This is a genomic window from Enterobacter sp. MF024 (assembly GCF_005843915.1).
Lineage (GTDB): Bacteria > Pseudomonadota > Gammaproteobacteria > Enterobacterales > Enterobacteriaceae > Enterobacter > Enterobacter barmai.
Window position 1 is genome coordinate 1 of sequence record NZ_VCBB01000020.1, and the last position, 15,534, is coordinate 15,534.

The 15,534-nt window shown below is 56.6% G+C and carries 15 protein-coding genes; 3 read left to right on the forward strand and 12 right to left on the reverse strand.

The genetic code is table 11. The features are described 5' to 3' along the window. Nucleotides 1–222 precede the first annotated feature (222 nt). From hemG to pepQ, 4 genes are read right to left on the reverse strand one after another with little or no spacing between them, the layout of a single operon-like run. On the reverse strand, nucleotides 223–765 hold the full coding sequence (hemG, locus tag FFB58_RS21480) for a menaquinone-dependent protoporphyrinogen IX dehydrogenase (protein ID WP_138370954.1): 543 nt from the start codon (nucleotides 763–765) through the stop codon (nucleotides 223–225). 10 nt (nucleotides 766–775) lie between these two features. Then, entirely contained in the window at nucleotides 776–2,227 is a 1,452-nt protein-coding gene (trkH, locus tag FFB58_RS21485) for a Trk system potassium transporter TrkH (RefSeq protein ID WP_138370955.1), read from the reverse strand. A 40-nt stretch (nucleotides 2,228–2,267) separates the two neighbouring features. After that, nucleotides 2,268–2,882, reverse strand: coding sequence for an IMPACT family protein (locus FFB58_RS21490; protein ID WP_138370956.1), 615 nt, complete (start codon nucleotides 2,880–2,882; stop codon nucleotides 2,268–2,270). Then, nucleotides 2,882–4,213 (reverse strand): Xaa-Pro dipeptidase, encoded by a 1,332-nt coding sequence (pepQ, locus tag FFB58_RS21495; RefSeq protein ID WP_138370974.1) that lies wholly within the window; start codon nucleotides 4,211–4,213, stop codon nucleotides 2,882–2,884. Before pepQ ends, FFB58_RS21490 begins: the two co-directional genes overlap by 1 nt. A gap of 187 nt (nucleotides 4,214–4,400) precedes the next feature. Here pepQ and fadB point away from each other — a divergent pair, with 187 nt between their 5' ends. Further along, entirely contained in the window at nucleotides 4,401–6,590 is a 2,190-nt protein-coding gene (fadB, locus tag FFB58_RS21500; protein WP_138370957.1) for a fatty acid oxidation complex subunit alpha FadB, read from the forward strand. 9 nt (nucleotides 6,591–6,599) lie between these two features. After that, the gene (gene fadA, locus FFB58_RS21505; protein ID WP_138370958.1) at nucleotides 6,600–7,763 is read left to right on the forward strand and encodes an acetyl-CoA C-acyltransferase FadA; all 1,164 of its coding nucleotides are present in this window, start codon (nucleotides 6,600–6,602) and stop codon (nucleotides 7,761–7,763) included. Between the two features lie 185 nt (nucleotides 7,764–7,948). Here the strand turns inward: fadA and fre are convergent, their stop codons facing one another. Then, nucleotides 7,949–8,650, reverse strand: coding sequence for an NAD(P)H-flavin reductase (fre, locus tag FFB58_RS21510; protein WP_039031181.1), 702 nt, complete (start codon nucleotides 8,648–8,650; stop codon nucleotides 7,949–7,951). Between the two features lie 34 nt (nucleotides 8,651–8,684). After that, nucleotides 8,685–10,178: a 4-hydroxy-3-polyprenylbenzoate decarboxylase gene (gene ubiD, locus FFB58_RS21515; RefSeq protein ID WP_138370959.1), complete on the reverse strand. Its 1,494-nt coding sequence runs from the start codon at nucleotides 10,176–10,178 to the stop codon at nucleotides 8,685–8,687. A gap of 183 nt (nucleotides 10,179–10,361) precedes the next feature. Here ubiD and rfaH point away from each other — a divergent pair, with 183 nt between their 5' ends. Further along, entirely contained in the window at nucleotides 10,362–10,853 is a 492-nt protein-coding gene (gene rfaH, locus FFB58_RS21520) for a transcription/translation regulatory transformer protein RfaH (RefSeq protein WP_039031183.1), read from the forward strand. Here the strand turns inward: rfaH and tatD are convergent. The 6 genes from tatD to ubiJ all read right to left on the reverse strand — a co-directional run bounded on the left by tatD (nucleotide 10,850) and on the right by ubiJ (nucleotide 15,533). Beyond that, on the reverse strand, nucleotides 10,850–11,632 hold the full coding sequence (gene tatD / locus FFB58_RS21525) for a 3'-5' ssDNA/RNA exonuclease TatD (protein ID WP_039031184.1): 783 nt from the start codon (nucleotides 11,630–11,632) through the stop codon (nucleotides 10,850–10,852). The genes rfaH and tatD overlap by 4 nt on opposite strands. Nucleotides 11,633–11,673: 41 nt before the next feature. Further along, nucleotides 11,674–12,426: a Sec-independent protein translocase subunit TatC gene (gene tatC / locus FFB58_RS21530; protein WP_039031185.1), complete on the reverse strand. Its 753-nt coding sequence runs from the start codon at nucleotides 12,424–12,426 to the stop codon at nucleotides 11,674–11,676. Between the two features lie 2 nt (nucleotides 12,427–12,428). Further along, on the reverse strand, nucleotides 12,429–12,956 hold the full coding sequence (tatB, locus tag FFB58_RS21535; RefSeq protein ID WP_039031186.1) for a Sec-independent protein translocase protein TatB: 528 nt from the start codon (nucleotides 12,954–12,956) through the stop codon (nucleotides 12,429–12,431). Nucleotides 12,957–12,959: 3 nt separating this feature from the next. Next, entirely contained in the window at nucleotides 12,960–13,214 is a 255-nt protein-coding gene (tatA, locus tag FFB58_RS21540; RefSeq protein WP_039031187.1) for a Sec-independent protein translocase subunit TatA, read from the reverse strand. A 76-nt stretch (nucleotides 13,215–13,290) separates the two neighbouring features. Further along, nucleotides 13,291–14,931: a ubiquinone biosynthesis regulatory protein kinase UbiB gene (ubiB, locus tag FFB58_RS21545; protein WP_039031188.1), complete on the reverse strand. Its 1,641-nt coding sequence runs from the start codon at nucleotides 14,929–14,931 to the stop codon at nucleotides 13,291–13,293. Next, nucleotides 14,928–15,533 carry a ubiquinone biosynthesis protein UbiJ gene (gene ubiJ / locus FFB58_RS21550; protein WP_138370960.1) on the reverse strand — a complete coding sequence of 202 codons (606 nt, stop codon included), beginning with the start codon at nucleotides 15,531–15,533 and terminating at the stop codon, nucleotides 14,928–14,930. Before ubiJ ends, ubiB begins: the two co-directional genes overlap by 4 nt. Nucleotide 15,534: the final 1 nt, after the last annotated feature.

Here is a 15,534-nt window from a genome sequence, read left to right on the forward strand (position 1 = left end):
TTTTCGCTGCGGCGCGGGGTGTGCATATTACGCTTTCCCGCCTCAGAGTCAAGCAATTATTTTTGCTTTTCTCCGTGAGGTTCTTATCGAACCCCGCTGACCCGGCGGCTTGTTTGCCGTTGTTCCGTGTCAGTGGAGGCGCATTATAGGGAGTTATCTGACGGTGACAAGCATAAATCTTAAAAAGTTTTCCGTTCGCTTATTTTTCGTCCTTTACGTTTATTAAAGCCGCGATGTGCGGGTTAATTGCGCAATTTCCCGGGCGAAACTGGCGACCTGCGACCAGTCTGTGTAGACCACTTCTTTGCGGGTATCCGTTTCGCCGCCCGTCATCTTCATAATAAGACGGATCATAAAGCGATCGTACCAGCGATAGCGTGGGTAACGCAGGGCACCGGCAAAGACAGCGCAGGCAGCTGGCTTCCAGGGGGAGCTCAGCAAAAACTTGCGCGTATAGCTATTGGTCTGCGGCGTACGTTTTTCCGCTTTACGTGCCACCAGGTTCACCGAGTAGAAAGCGCCCGGCAGGCTGTTCAGCGTTGCCGTATGTTTTTTCACAAAGCGATCCACCGCCGGATGGAAATGGCCATAACGAATGGAGGCGCCGATCACCACGCGGTCATACTCCTGCCACGCAATCTCTTCGGTGCGGTTCAGATTGATGACATCTGAATAGATACCCTGCTCTTTTAACTCCGAAGCCAGAAAGGCGGCAATCTCCCGCGTCTGCCCGTCGCGCGTTGAAAATAGAATTAATGTTTTCATAACGGTTCCCTTATTCGCGCCAGAATGTTGGTGTAAAGAGGACCAACAGCGTAAAGACCTCAAGACGTCCGAACAGCATGTTAGCAATCAGGATCCACTTCGCGACTGGATTCATGCTGGCAAAGTTATCTGCAACCACGCCAAGGCCTGGCCCCAGGTTGTTCAGTGTGGCGACAACGGAGGCAAACGCCGAGAAGTCATCGACGCCGGTCGCGATAATCGCCAGCATGCTGACAATAAAGACCAGCGCGTAGGCGGAGAAGAAGCCCCATACCGCTTCCAGAATACGTTCCGGCAGCGCGCGGTTACCCAGCTTGATGCTGTAAACCGCATTCGGGTGGACCAGACGTTTCAGCTCGCGGTTCCCCTGTTTAAACAGCAGCAGGATGCGGATCACCTTCAGGCCACCACCCGTCGAACCGGCGCAGCCGCCGATGAAAGCCGAACAGAGCAGCAGGACAGGCAGGAAGAGCGGCCAGCGCGCAATACTGTCGGTGGTAAACCCTGCCGTGGTCGCCATCGACACGACCTGGAAGAAAGCCTGGTTAAGAGTAGTGAGCGCCGAGTTATAGACATCGTGTAGCCACAGCACCAGGGTACAGATAGCCACCAGCGTCAGCTGCACGCCGATAAACATGCGGAATTCCGGGTCGCGCCAGTACACCTTCAGGTTACGGCCGCTTAATAAAGAGAAGTGCAGGCCATAGTTACAGCCGGAGATCAGCAGGAAGACCGCAATAATGGTGTTGATCGTCGGGCTGTCAAAGTAGCCAACGCTGGCGTCATGGGTAGAGAACCCGCCAATAGCGATGGTGGCAAAGCTATGGCCGATAGCATCAAAGGCGGGCATCCCGGCGAACCACAGCGCCAGCGCGCAGGCCACCGTCAGCAATACATAGATAAGCCATAACGTTTTCGCCGTCTCGGCAATACGCGGGCGCATTTTATTATCTTTCAGCGGCCCCGGCATCTCGGCACGATAGAGCTGCATCCCCCCGACGCCCAGTATTGGCAGGATAGCCACGGCTAATACGATGATCCCCATACCGCCGAACCACTGCAGCATCTGCCGGTAAAAGAGGATGGCATGGGGTAACGAGTCCAGCCCCACCAGCGTCGTGGCCCCGGTCGTCGTCAGGCCAGAGAAGGATTCAAAAAACGCATCCGTAATGCTCAGGTTGGGTTGTTCAGAAAAGATAAAGGGCAGCGAACCGACGCTTCCCAGCACTGTCCAGAACAGCACCACGATAAGGAAGCCTTCACGGGATTTCAGCTCCCCTTTCTGACGACGGTTAGGCCACCACAGCAGGGAGCCAATCATCAGCGCGACGAAAAAGGTCTGCGTAAAGGCGCGGCCCGCACCATCCCGATAAATAAGCGCCACCAGTCCAGGGAGGATCATCGTCCCGGAAAAGAGTATGACCAGCAATCCAACGATTCGGGTTATGGCACGAAAATGCATCTCTGCCGCTTCCTTAGGTATTCAAAAAGTAAGGTGGGGATTATTCTTCAATCGGCCGTAATTGCAACGAACCACGACTAAAATCAGCCAGTTTTGCTGAGAATGCCGGAAGCGACGCCTGGGGTAGCGCTACCCGCAATTGCACTATCGCCTGGTAATCACTGTGTACGATCAGGCCCTGATACTGCTTCAGCAACGCTTCGATGCCGGATAACTGGGCGTAATCGCACAATAAAGTATATTCGGTAAGTGGTGTTTTGCGGAGGGTAGTCAGATGATTAAGCGCCTGCTGGACACCACCGCCATAGGCCTTGACCAGCCCGCCCGTTCCTAACAGTACGCCGCCGTAGTATCGCACCACGACGGCGGTGATTTCGCCAACGCCGCTGCCCATTAGCTGAGAGAGCATGGGTTTGCCCGCCGTGCCCGCCGGTTCACCATCATCCGAGAAGCCGAGTTTTTGCGAGTCGTCAGGCGGCCCGGCCACCCATGCCACACAGTGGTGGCGGGCGTCAGGATGTTCCGCACGTACCGACTCAACAAAGGCTTTTGCCGCCTCCACGCCGTCGGTATGTGCCAACAGCGTGATAAAACGGCTTTTCTTGATCTCTTCCGTAAAGGTGACCGGCGCTGCCGGTATGAGCCAGCTTTCCATTACGCCAGCTTCAGGTCTCGCGTCATGTTTTCAGTACCGTTTTCGTGGATCACCACGTTATCTTCGATACGGATCCCGCCAAACGGCTTCAGCGCTTCAATTTTCTGCCAGTTGAAGTGTTTGCTGAACTGCCCTTCACGCCACGGTGCCAGCAGCGACTCAATAAAATAGATGCCCGGCTCGATGGTCAGCACCATGCGCGGCTGCAGGATGCGCGTACAGCGCAGGTACGGATATTTGGACGGCGCTGCCAGATGCGTACCGGTGTCATCCTGCATAAAGCCTGCGGTGTCGTGTACCTGCAAACCCAACGGGTGACCGATGCCGTGCGGCATAAATGGCCCGGTCAGGTCGTTTTCCACCATCGCCTCTTCGCTCATATCGCTGACGATCTGGTGCTTACGCAGCAGCTTCGCAATGCGTTGATGGAACTGGACATGGTAATCCACGTAGCTTACGCCCGCCTTCATGGTGGCGATCAGGGCCAACTGCTCGTCGTTCACGTCTTTGATAAGCGCAGCGAACTCGGTGTCGCTGTTCCCGGCCCAGGTACGGGTGAGGTCAGCGGCATAGCCGTTATATTCCGCACCGGCATCCAGCAGGAAGCTGCGCATTTCGGACGGCGCGCGGTGATCGAGTTTGGTGTAGTGCAGCACCGCCGCGTGCTCGTTCAGCGCCACGATGTTGCTGTAAGGAACGTCGGTATCACGATGGCCGGTGGCCGTCAGGTAGGCCTGGTTAATATCAAACTCGCTCATGCCGGACAGGAAGGCTTCATGCGCCGCACGATGACCGTTGACCGCGGTTTTTTGCGCTTCACGCATGCACGCCAGTTCATAGTCGGTCTTATAAGAGCGGTAGTAATGCAGATAGTCGATAACGCCTTTCGGGTTGATGTTATCCGCAGCGATCTCCAGACCGCGCGCGCGTTCAGGCACCGGGCCGATATAGGCGATGTTGCCGCGTACTGCAGGTAACTGGCTGCCAATGCCGTCAGCTTTCGGCAGGGCAATCACCTCGACTTCGTCCGTCCAGAAGGAGGTCGGCAGCGGTTCCACGTTGTGCCAGTAATCCACCGGCAGGTAGAACCACAGTTTCGGCTTGTTCACGCCATCCACCAGCAACCAGCAGTTGGGAACCTGCGTAACCGGCACCCAGGCTTTAAATTGCGGATTCACCTTGAAAGGATAAGCATGATCGTCGAGGAAGACATTGAACAGCTCGCCGGAGTGGATAAGCAGGGCATCCAGCTTAAAGCGAGCCAGTACGTCGCGGGTACGTTCCTGTAAGGTAACAATATGATTTTTGTAGAGCGCGGCCAGTGAGTCCATCATTATTCCTTTCGTTTTGACCTCAAGTCTCCGCATCTTAGCACACCTCAGAAAGGCTGCGTGATCTTCGCCGAGCGTGATCGGGCCTACAATTATTTAATGACTAATTTGCATTTCATTAACACAAAACCCACACTCCGATTCATCTGGTATGACCAGATCCAATTGCTGGATTCAGGAGACTGACATGCTCTACAAAGGCGACACCCTGTACGTAGACTGGCTGGAAGGTGGCATTGCCGAACTGGTATTCGACGCCCCCGGCTCAGTGAATAAGCTGGACACCGCAACCGTGGCCAGCCTTGGCCATGCTCTGGACGTTCTTGAAAAACAAACCGATTTAAAAGGTCTGCTGCTGCGTTCCGAAAAAGCGGCATTTATCGTCGGCGCGGACATTACCGAATTCCTCTCGCTGTTCCTGGTGCCTCAGGAGCAGCTGAGCCAGTGGCTGCATTTCGCCAACAGCGTCTTTAACCGTCTGGAAGATCTCCCGGTCCCGACGATTTCCGCAGTCAATGGCTATGCGCTGGGCGGCGGCTGCGAATGCGTACTGGCCACCGATTACCGTCTGGCGACGCCGGATCTGCGCATCGGCCTGCCGGAAACCAAACTGGGCATTATGCCGGGCTTTGGCGGCTCGGTCCGTCTGCCGCGCCTGCTGGGTGCCGACAGCGCCCTTGAGATCATCGCCGCAGGTAAAGATGTCGGTGCCGATCAGGCGCTGAAGCTCGGTCTGGTTGATGGCGTGGTGAAGCCTGAAAAACTGCGCGAAGGGGCAGTGGCGATCCTGCGCCAGGCGATTAACGGCGATCTCGACTGGAAAGCGAAACGCCAGCCGAAACTGGAGCCGCTGCACTTAAGTAAGATTGAAGCCACCATGAGCTTCACCATTGCCAAAGGCATGGTGATGCAGACGGCGGGTAAACACTATCCAGCCCCCATCACTGCGGTGAAAACCATTGAAGCTGCTGCAAAACTGGGCCGTGACGAAGCACTGAAATTAGAAAACCAAAGTTTCGTCCCGCTGGCTCACACTAACGAAGCGCGTGCTCTGGTGGGTATTTTCCTCAACGACCAGTTCGTGAAGGGCAGAGCGAAGCAGCTCACCAAAAATGTCGAGACGCCAAAACAGGCTGCAGTGCTGGGCGCAGGCATTATGGGCGGCGGCATTGCATATCAGTCCGCCTGGAAAGGCGTGCCGGTGGTCATGAAAGATATCAACGACAAATCGCTGACCCTGGGCATGACCGAAGCGGCCAAGCTGCTGAATAAACAGCTGGAACGCGGCAAGATTGACGGCCTGAAGCTCTCCGGGGTGATCTCCACCATCCACCCGACCCTGGAATACAGCGGGTTCGATCGCGTGGACGTGGTTGTTGAAGCGGTCGTCGAAAACCCGAAAGTGAAAAAAGCGGTGCTGGCGGAAACAGAAGAGAAGGTGCGCCCGGATACCGTGCTGGCGTCCAACACCTCGACGATTCCCATCGGCGAACTGGCCAGCGTCCTGAAGCGCCCGGAAAACTTCTGCGGGATGCACTTCTTTAACCCGGTGCACCGCATGCCGCTGGTTGAAGTGATCCGCGGAGAGAAAACCTCCGATGAAACCATCGCCAAAGTGGTGGCGTGGGCCAGCAAGATGGGCAAAACCCCGATTGTGGTTAACGACTGCCCGGGCTTCTTCGTCAACCGCGTGCTGTTCCCGTACTTTGCCGGTTTCAGCCAGCTGCTGCGCGACGGGGCTGACTTCCGCAAGATCGATAAAGTGATGGAAAAACAGTTTGGCTGGCCAATGGGCCCGGCCTATCTGCTGGACGTCGTCGGCATTGATACTGCCCATCACGCCCAGGCGGTGATGGCGGCAGGTTTCCCGGAGCGGATGCAGAAAGATTATCGCGATGCTATCGACGCGCTCTTCGAATCCAGTCGCTACGGTCAGAAAAACGGCCTCGGCTTCTGGCGTTATAAAGAAGACAGCAAAGGCAAGCCGAAGAAAGAGGAAGACGCCACCGTGGATAGCCTGCTGGCAGACGTCAGCAACGCGAAGCGCGATTTCAGCGACGAAGAGATCGTTGCCCGCATGATGATCCCGATGGTCAACGAAGTGGTGCGCTGTCTCGAAGAGGGCATTATCGCCAGCCCGGCGGAAGCTGATATGGCGCTGGTATACGGCCTGGGCTTCCCTCCTTTCCACGGCGGCGCGTTCCGCTGGCTGGATACGCTCGGCAGCGCCCGCTATCTGGATATGACGCAGCAGTACGAGCATCTCGGCCCGCTGTATCAGGCTCCGGAAGGTCTGCGTAATAAAGCGCGTCACAACGAAGCGTACTATCCCCCGGTTGAGCCTGCCCGTCCGGTTGGCGCACTGAAAACGGCTTAAGGAGTCACAATGGAACAGGTTGTCATTGTCGATGCAATTCGCACCCCGATGGGCCGTTCGAAGGGCGGCGCATTTCGTCACGTGCGCGCGGAAGATCTCTCCGCACATTTAATGCGTAGCCTGCTGGCGCGCAACCCGGCGCTGGAGGCTACCGCGCTGGACGATATCTACTGGGGCTGCGTGCAGCAGACCCTGGAACAGGGCTTCAACATCGCCCGTAACGCCGCGCTGCTGGCGGAAATTCCGCACTCGGTACCGGCTGTTACCGTCAACCGCCTGTGCGGTTCGTCGATGCAGGCCCTGCACGATGCGGCACGCATGATCATGACCGGCGACGCGCAGGTGTGCATGATTGGCGGCGTAGAGCACATGGGCCACGTGCCGATGAGCCACGGCGTCGATTTCCATCCCGGCATGAGCCGCAACGTGGCAAAAGCCGCGGGCATGATGGGGCTGACGGCGGAGATGCTCTCCCGCCTGCACGGTATCAGCCGCGAAATGCAGGACAGCTTTGCCGCCCGCTCGCACGCCCGCGCCTGGGCTGCGACGCAGTCCGGCGCCTTCAAAAATGAAATTCTGCCAACCGGCGGTCACGACGCCGATGGCGTGCTCAAGCAGTTCTACTTCGACGAAGTGATCCGCCCGGAAACCACCGTCGAAGCGCTCTCGACGCTGAAACCGGCCTTTGATCCGGTGACCGGTACAGTGACGGCGGGCAGCTCTTCCGCCCTATCCGACGGTGCTGCCGCCATGCTGGTGATGAGCGAAAGCCGCGCCCGCGAACTGGGACTGACGCCGCGGGCGCGCATCCGCTCGATGGCGGTGGTCGGCTGCGATCCGTCAATTATGGGTTACGGCCCGGTACCGGCGTCGAAGCTGGCGCTGAAAAAAGCCGGGCTTACCACCAGCGATATCGACGTTTTCGAGATGAACGAAGCCTTCGCCGCGCAGATCCTGCCGTGCATTAAGGATCTGGGACTGATGGATCAGATCGACGAGAAGATTAACCTCAACGGCGGTGCCATCGCTCTGGGTCATCCGCTGGGCTGTTCCGGGGCGCGTATCAGCACCACGCTTATCAACCTGATGGAACGCAAAGATGCCCAGTTTGGTCTGGCGACCATGTGTATCGGGTTGGGTCAGGGGATCGCGACGGTATTTGAGAGGGTGTAACACCGAGAAAGGTATCTCAAAGCCAATGGCGTCAGAACAAGGCGGCAAGCGAACGAATCCCGATGAGCTTACTGAAGTAAGTGATTCGGGTGAGCGAGCGCAGCCAACGCAGTTATGGCGTCATTGGCGAAGAGAGACAGTTTAGTTGCCGTTTTCCCGCCTGTCAGGGGCGGGTTTTTTTCGTCTCAGATAAACGCAAACGCGTCGCCAAACAGACGATCTTCACGCGCGCCACGCTCGTTGCAGAACAGGTCGCGGGCAATTTTCGCCATCTCGAAACGACCGGCAATATAGATATCGTGGTTTACCAGAGTGCCATGATCCTGCAGTACCGCCGTTAACACGGTGCCGCTGCGACCGCGCCAGCCCTCTTCCGGCTGCTCCACCACTGGCTCAACGCGCAGGTTAGGATGGGTCACGCTCAGCGCTTCCAGCTCGGAGAGATCGTAAAGGTGCTTCGACTCACGGCCACCCCAGTAGATGGTGATATCGCGGTCCGGATTACGCGCCAGCGCCGTCAGCAGAATGGAGCGCGCGTAGGAGAAACCGGTGCCGCCGGCAATCAGGATCAGCGGACGCTCTTCATCATCGCGCAGCCAGGCTTCGCCATGAGGGATATCAATCTCGATCTCGTTCTCTTTCAGAATGCGATCCATCACCGCCATCGCATACAGGTTGAGCTCTGACGCCCCAATGTGCAGCTCGATAAACTCTTGCTCGTCCGGCGTGGAGGCCATTGAGAAAGGGCGCTTATCCCGCTCATCCATCACCACCATCAGATACTGGCCAGCGCGGAAGGAGAACGCCGATTCAGGTACTAAACGGACGCGATATACAGTGTCGGTGATAGCGTCTACCGAGGTCACTTTACAGCTTAAGGTTGTCATTCGCTCTCTCTGTCAGTCGGTAAGTCTATAAGGCTTAACGGTCGGAATCCGGCGTACCGTTATTCATTATGGCCAGTTCATCCCAGATCGCGTCAATTCGCGCAGTCACCTCAGGATCCTTTTTGATCGGTCGACCCCATTCACGTTGGGTTTCGCCGGGCCATTTATTGGTGGCATCCAGTCCCATTTTTGAGCCAAGACCGGAAACCGGCGAGGCAAAATCCAGGTAATCTATCGGCGTGTTTTCAACTAACACGGTATCGCGTGCCGGGTCCATACGGGTGGTGATGGCCCAGATAACGTCATTCCAGTCACGGGCATTGACGTCATCATCGCAAACGATCACAAACTTGGTATACATAAACTGGCGCAGGAAAGACCATACGCCCATCATCACCCGTTTTGCGTGACCCGCGTACTGCTTCTTAATGGTCACCACCGCCAGGCGATAAGAGCATCCTTCCGGAGGCAGATAAAAATCAACAATTTCCGGGAACTGCTTTTGCAAAATAGGCACAAACACTTCGTTGAGCGCCACGCCAAGTACGGCAGGTTCATCCGGCGGACGTCCGGTGTAGGTGGAGTGGTAAATTGCATCTTCCCGCTGGGTAATGTGCGTCACGGTAAACACCGGGAAGTTGTCAATTTCATTGTAATAGCCGGTGTGGTCGCCATACGGCCCTTCCGGTGCCATCTCACCCGCCTCGATGTAGCCTTCGAGGACAATTTCAGCGCTGGCGGGCACTTCCAGATCGTTAGAAATGCACTTCACCACTTCGGTTTTGGTGCCGCGCAGTAACCCGGCAAAGGCGTATTCGGACAGCGTGTCCGGCACCGGCGTCACCGCGCCGAGGATGGTGGCCGGATCGGCACCCAGCGCTACGGATACCGGGAAGCGTTCGCCCGGATGCGCCGCACACCACTCCTGGAAATCAAGCGCGCCGCCGCGATGCGACAGCCAGCGCATAATGAGTTTATTCTTGCCGATCAGCTGCTGACGGTAGATCCCGAGATTCTGGCGCTCTTTATGCGGACCGCGCGTCACGGTCAGACCCCAGGTGATCAGCGGGGCGGCGTCTTCGGGCCAGCACTGCATGATCGGAATACGCGTCAGATCGACCGCGTCGCCTTCCACAATTTTCTGCTGGCAGGGCGCGCCGCGCAGACGTTTGGTCGGCATGTTCAGCACCTGCTTAAACTGCGGCAGCTTATCAAAGAGATCGCGAAAACCTTTTGGCGGCTCAGGCTCTTTCAGAAAAGCCAGCAGCTTACCCACTTCACGCAACGCGCTGACATCCTCCTGGCCCATGCCCATCGCCACACGCTTTGGTGTGCCAAACAGGTTACAAAGCACCGGCATGGTGTAGCCTTTCGGGTTTTCAAACAGGAGCGCGGGCCCACCGGCACGGAGGGTGCGGTCGGCAATCTCTGTCATCTCCAGATAAGGATCGACAGGAAGGGTAATGCGTTTGAGTTCGCCCTGCTTTTCCAGCAGTTCCAGGAAGTCGCGTAGATCGTTGTATTTCATGCAGTTAGTCAAGCTCTCTCTGTAAGCGTTTCATTATACGGCGTAAGACTGCGTGATGCTGTATTTTTGTTAAATTAGCGTGAAGATTCATGCCTTCTTCTGCGTACTGCCATTATAATCAGCTTAGCGATCCCGCCAGGGTTTTGATATGCTTGCCGGCATAACAAGCGGAAAAGAGTCATTATGCAGGCCTGGTATTTACTGTATTGCAAGCGCGGGCAACTTCAGCGTGCTCAGGAACATCTGGAACGCCAGGCGGTGAACTGCCTGACGCCCATGATCACGCTTGAAAAAATGGTCCGCGGTAGACGCACAACGGTCAGCGAGCCGCTGTTCCCGAACTATCTGTTTGTTGAATTCGACCCCGAAGTGATCCACACCACCACCATCAATGCGACGCGCGGTGTCAGCCACTTCGTGCGCTTTGGCGTGCATCCGGCTACGGTGCCCTCTTCCGTCATCCACCAGCTCTCGGTCTATAAACAGCCAGAAGACATTACCGATCCTGATACGCCCTTCTCCGGCGATGATGTGGTGATCACCGAAGGAGCGTTCGAAGGGCTGGTGGCGATTTTCGCTGAGCCGGACGGTGAAGCCCGCTCCATGCTGCTGCTGAACTTACTGAATAAAGAAGTGAAGCAGAGCGTGAAAAACACCAGCTTCCGCAAAGTTTAAAATTCGATACCGAACAGACGGCGCACGTTGTCATCCGTCTGCGCCGCCAGCCACTGCGCATCCTCTGTGCGCCAGTGCGCAACCCGCTCAAGGATATGCCCTAAATACGCCGGTTCGTTGCGGCGTGATGCCGGTTTGGGGCTGAGATCGCGCGGCAGCAGGTATGGCGCATCGGTCTCAATCAGCAGACGATCGGCAGGAATAACCGGCAGCAGCTCGCGTAACTCCAGCCCGCGTCGTTCATCGCAGACCCATCCGGTTATCCCCAGATACAGACCGCGATCCAGACAGTCTGTCGCCTCCTGTCGCGTGCCGGTAAAACAGTGCAGCACCGCACCGGGCAGCTTATCCAGCCATGGCTCCAGCAGTGCCAGAAAACGCTCATGGGCGTCGCGACAGTGCATAAACACCGGCATCCCCAGCTCCGCTGCCAGCGCAAGCTGGGCGCTGAAGGCATGTTCCTGCTCGGCGGGGGTCGAGAAGTTGCGGTTAAAGTCGAGGCCACACTCGCCGATAGCCACCACTTCCGGCGAGGCGGCCAGTGCCCGCAGCCTGTTTGCGCTTTCGGCCGTCCATTGACTGCTGTCATGAGGATGGACGCCCGCCGTTGACCAGCAACGGTCGTAACGCTGCGCCAGCTGGTGCGCCTGCTCACTTTCATGCAGGTTGGTGCCCGTCAGCAGTAATCCGTTTACGCCTGCGGCGAAGGCCCGGGCGACGATCTCATCGCGATCCTGGGCAAACTGCGGGCTGGTCAGGTTCAGACCGATATCAAACATGCTCGCCTCCATATGACAACCGCCCTGGCGGGCGGTTGATATTACTCTTCTGACTCTTCCTCGTGATCTTCACGTCGCTTGCCGGTATAGAAGCGCGAGAAGAAGACACCCACCTCAAACAGGCAATACATCGGGATCGCCAGCAGGGTTTGCGAGAAAACATCCGGCGGCGTTAACAGCATGCCAACCACAAAGGCGCCCACCAGAATGTACGGGCGTTTTTTACGTAAATCTTCCGGGGTGGTGACCCCTACCCAGCAGAGCAGCACGATGGCAACCGGCACCTCAAACGCCACGCCAAACGCCATAAACAGCGCCATGACGAAGCTCAGATAGCTGGCGATATCGGTTGAAACCTGCACCCCTACCGGCGCGGTATTTGCCAGGAAGCCAAACGCCAGCGGGAAGACCACGAAGTAGGCAAAGGCCATGCCGATATAGAACAGCAGCGAGCTGGAGACCAGCAGCGGGATCACCAGACGGCGTTCATGCTTATACAGCGCCGGGGCGATAAAGGCCCAGACCTGATAAAGGATCACCGGCGCAGAGGCAATCAGCGATACCCAGAAGGTCAGCTTGATCGGCGTGAAGAACGGCGAGGCGACGTCGGTCGCAATCATGGTCGCGCCGAGCGGCATCTGCTTAATCAGCGGCGCAGAGACCACCTGATAGATGTCGTTGGCGAAATAGACCAGGCCTAAAAAAATGAGGCAAACCGCAATAATGCAGTTCATCAGGCGCTTACGCAGCTCGATCAGGTGCGTAATCAGCGGTTGAGTTTCATCTACTGCCATGTTTACGATTTATCACTCGACGAGGAGGACGGCTCAGCGGCGGGTGCAGGTTTCTTCTCTGCAGGCGCTGGCGTCGGTTCTTGTTTTTTGATCACCGGCTCTGAAGGCGTCTGTTCGGGCGCACTGGCCTGGTGTTCAGCAGTGGCAGGCGTCACGCCTTCGTGCTGCGCTTCGTTATCTTTGACCAGCGGATTGCGAATGGTATTGGCTTCATCACTCGATTTTTCCGGATCGTTGACGCTGTAGGAGCGCTTCATGGATTCCGCCGCTTCGCGCAGTTCGTCCATAGAGGCTTTGAGTTCCGGCGTCAGGTTATCCATGCTCGCCTTCTCTACTTTTTTCAGGCTATCCTGAAACTCCTGCAGCTTAAGCTCCTGCGCCAGCTCATTCTGAACCGTTGTCGCCAGCGATCGTAGCGCGCGCACCCAGCCTGCAATTGTTTTGACTGCCACCGGCAGACGCTGAGGCCCCAGAACGATGAGGCCAATCACGAATACCAGCAGCAGTTCGCTAAAACCGATATCAAACACGTATTACACCTGCTCGTTATCGTGGCGTTTAGCATTTTCCTTTTTGACATCGTCTTGTTTATCGGCGATGGATTTAGCAGTGAAATCCGCATCCTGGCTGGATTTATCCTGCTTCTCGTCATCATCTTTGATCGCTTTCTTGAAGCCTTTAATGGACGCGCCCAGATCGGAACCGATAGAGCCAAGCTTTTTGGTACCGAACAGCAGCACGACGATGACGGCAATGATCACTAATTGCCAGATACTGATACCACCCATACATCTTCCTCAGTTGTAGATGATAAATTAATCAGGCCGCATTATACGTTATGCGGCCCTGCGATAGCGATGCAATTCAGCGCGTTTTACGCCATCCCGCCAGCCAGACCACCACGCCGCCGGCCATCAGCCAGGCGGGCATTAACTCCCAGTCAGGGCGGTTTATCAGCAACAGCGTGCCGCTTAACAGCAGCGTGGCGCCAATGCCAAACAGATACCGGGACTGGCCCTGACGCACATGGTTGGTTTGCAGTTCGCGAGCAATTTTATCCACGCTGTGTTCCAGGTTCTTGCTCTGACGCAAACTGTCATACACCAGTTCCGGCAATTCTGGCATTTTTTCAATCCAGAACGGCGCTTTCTCTTTCAGGGAGCGGAACAGGGCAGGCAGACCCACCTGATCTTTGATCCATGACTCAAGGAAAGGTTTTGCCGTTTTCCATAAGTCTAACTGAGGATAGAGCTGTCTCCCCACCCCTTCAACGTAAAGTAATGTTTTCTGAAGTAAAACTAACTGCGGCTGCACTTCCATATTAAAGCGGCGGGCGGTGTTGAACAGGTTCAGCAGCACATGGCCAAACGAGATCTCAGCCAGCGGCTTCTCGAAGATCGGCTCGCACACCGTACGAATGGCGAACTCAAACTCTTCGACGTTGGTATCCGGCGGAACCCAGCCGGAGTCGACGTGCAGTTCGGCCACTTTGCGGTAATCGCGATTAAAGAAGGCGATAAAGTTCTCTGCCAGGTAGCGCTTATCTTCTTTGTTCAGCGAGCCGACGATACCGCAGTCGATGCCGATGTATTGCGGATCTTCAGGATGTTCGTAGCTGACGAAGATGTTGCCCGGGTGCATGTCGGCATGGAAGAAGCTGTCGCGGAACACCTGGGTGAAGAAGACCTGCACGCCACGCTCTGCCAACAGCTTCATGTTGGTGCCCTGCTTTTCCAGGGTCGCGACATCAGAGACCGGGATCCCGTAGATGCGCTCCATCACCATCATGTCCTGACTGCAGTAGTCGGAATAGACTTCCGGCACATACAGCATCGGGCTGTTTTCAAAGTTACGGCGCAGCTGAATGGCGTTTGCCGATTCACGCAGCAGGTTCAGCTCATCAATCAGCGTCTTTTCATATTCGCGCACCACTTCCAACGGGCGCAGGCGGCGGCCATCCGGCAGCAGGCGCGGCACCCAGCGGGCGAGACGGTAGATAAGCTTCATGTCGGCTCTGATGATTGGCAGAATATCCGGGCGGATCACCTTGATGACCACCTCTTTGCCATTCTCTTTCAGCCGTGCGGTATGCACCTGGGCAATGGAGGCCGAGGCCAGCGGTTGAATGTCAAAATCATCAAACCAGCTCTCTACCGGGATATCGCCCATCGCTTTTTCGATCTGCTGCTTTGCCAGCCGACCGTCGAACGGGGCGACTTTGTCCTGCAGCAGGGCCAGTTGATCGGCAATCAGGGGTGGGAAGAGATCGCGGCGGGTCGAGAGCATCTGGCCGAACTTGATCCACACCGGACCCAGCTCCTGCAGCGCCAGACGCAGCCGCTCACCAAGCAGCTTGTCTTTATGACGATTTGGCATCCAGAAAAGCGTTTGCCGCCAGAGGCGCAGCGGCAACGTGATGCGCATTCGAGGGATCAACTCATCGAGCCCGTAGCTCAAAAAGGTGCGGATGATAAAATAGAGGCGCCGAATTTCACCTGGCGTCATTTGCCCTCCAGCTTTTCAAGCCGTTTTGTCAGTGCGTCAACCGAACGCTCAACCGCGGCGGTTTCTTCTGCAAACCATGCCGCTTCCAGCGGCCCGGGCGCCATGCGCCACTCTTCGGTAAGCACTTCCGCAGCATAGCGCTGCTGACGCTGAAAACCTTTCTTCAGAAAAGAGGCGCCGCCGCGCAGCACTTTACCGATCCCCTCTGCGGCAATATCGCCCGTCCAGGGGGCCAGCAGCTCGGCCGGATCGAATTCCGCCAGATCGGCCAGCGCAACGAAGTTCTGCACCACCTGAATGTCGCCTTCGACCTCCAGCTCACCGCTGCGGATCAGAGCAGTGAGCTGCTGGCGATCGCGCAGTTTAGGCAGCGTGCTCATATGGGTGATAACGGAGCAGTCCGCCTCGCCTTCCCACTCGCCCAGCACGTCGAGTTGGCGCTCGCTGAAAACCAGCACCAGAGGGGTCGAAAACTCTTTTACCACCACCCGCAGCACCTTGCCGTTCAGCCGCTGACGCGCCGTTTTCAGCGCAGGTGAGCGATACAGAAAAGTATTGAGTACGTTCTCAACGCCCGCTGTGATCAAGGGTTTAAACGGCATT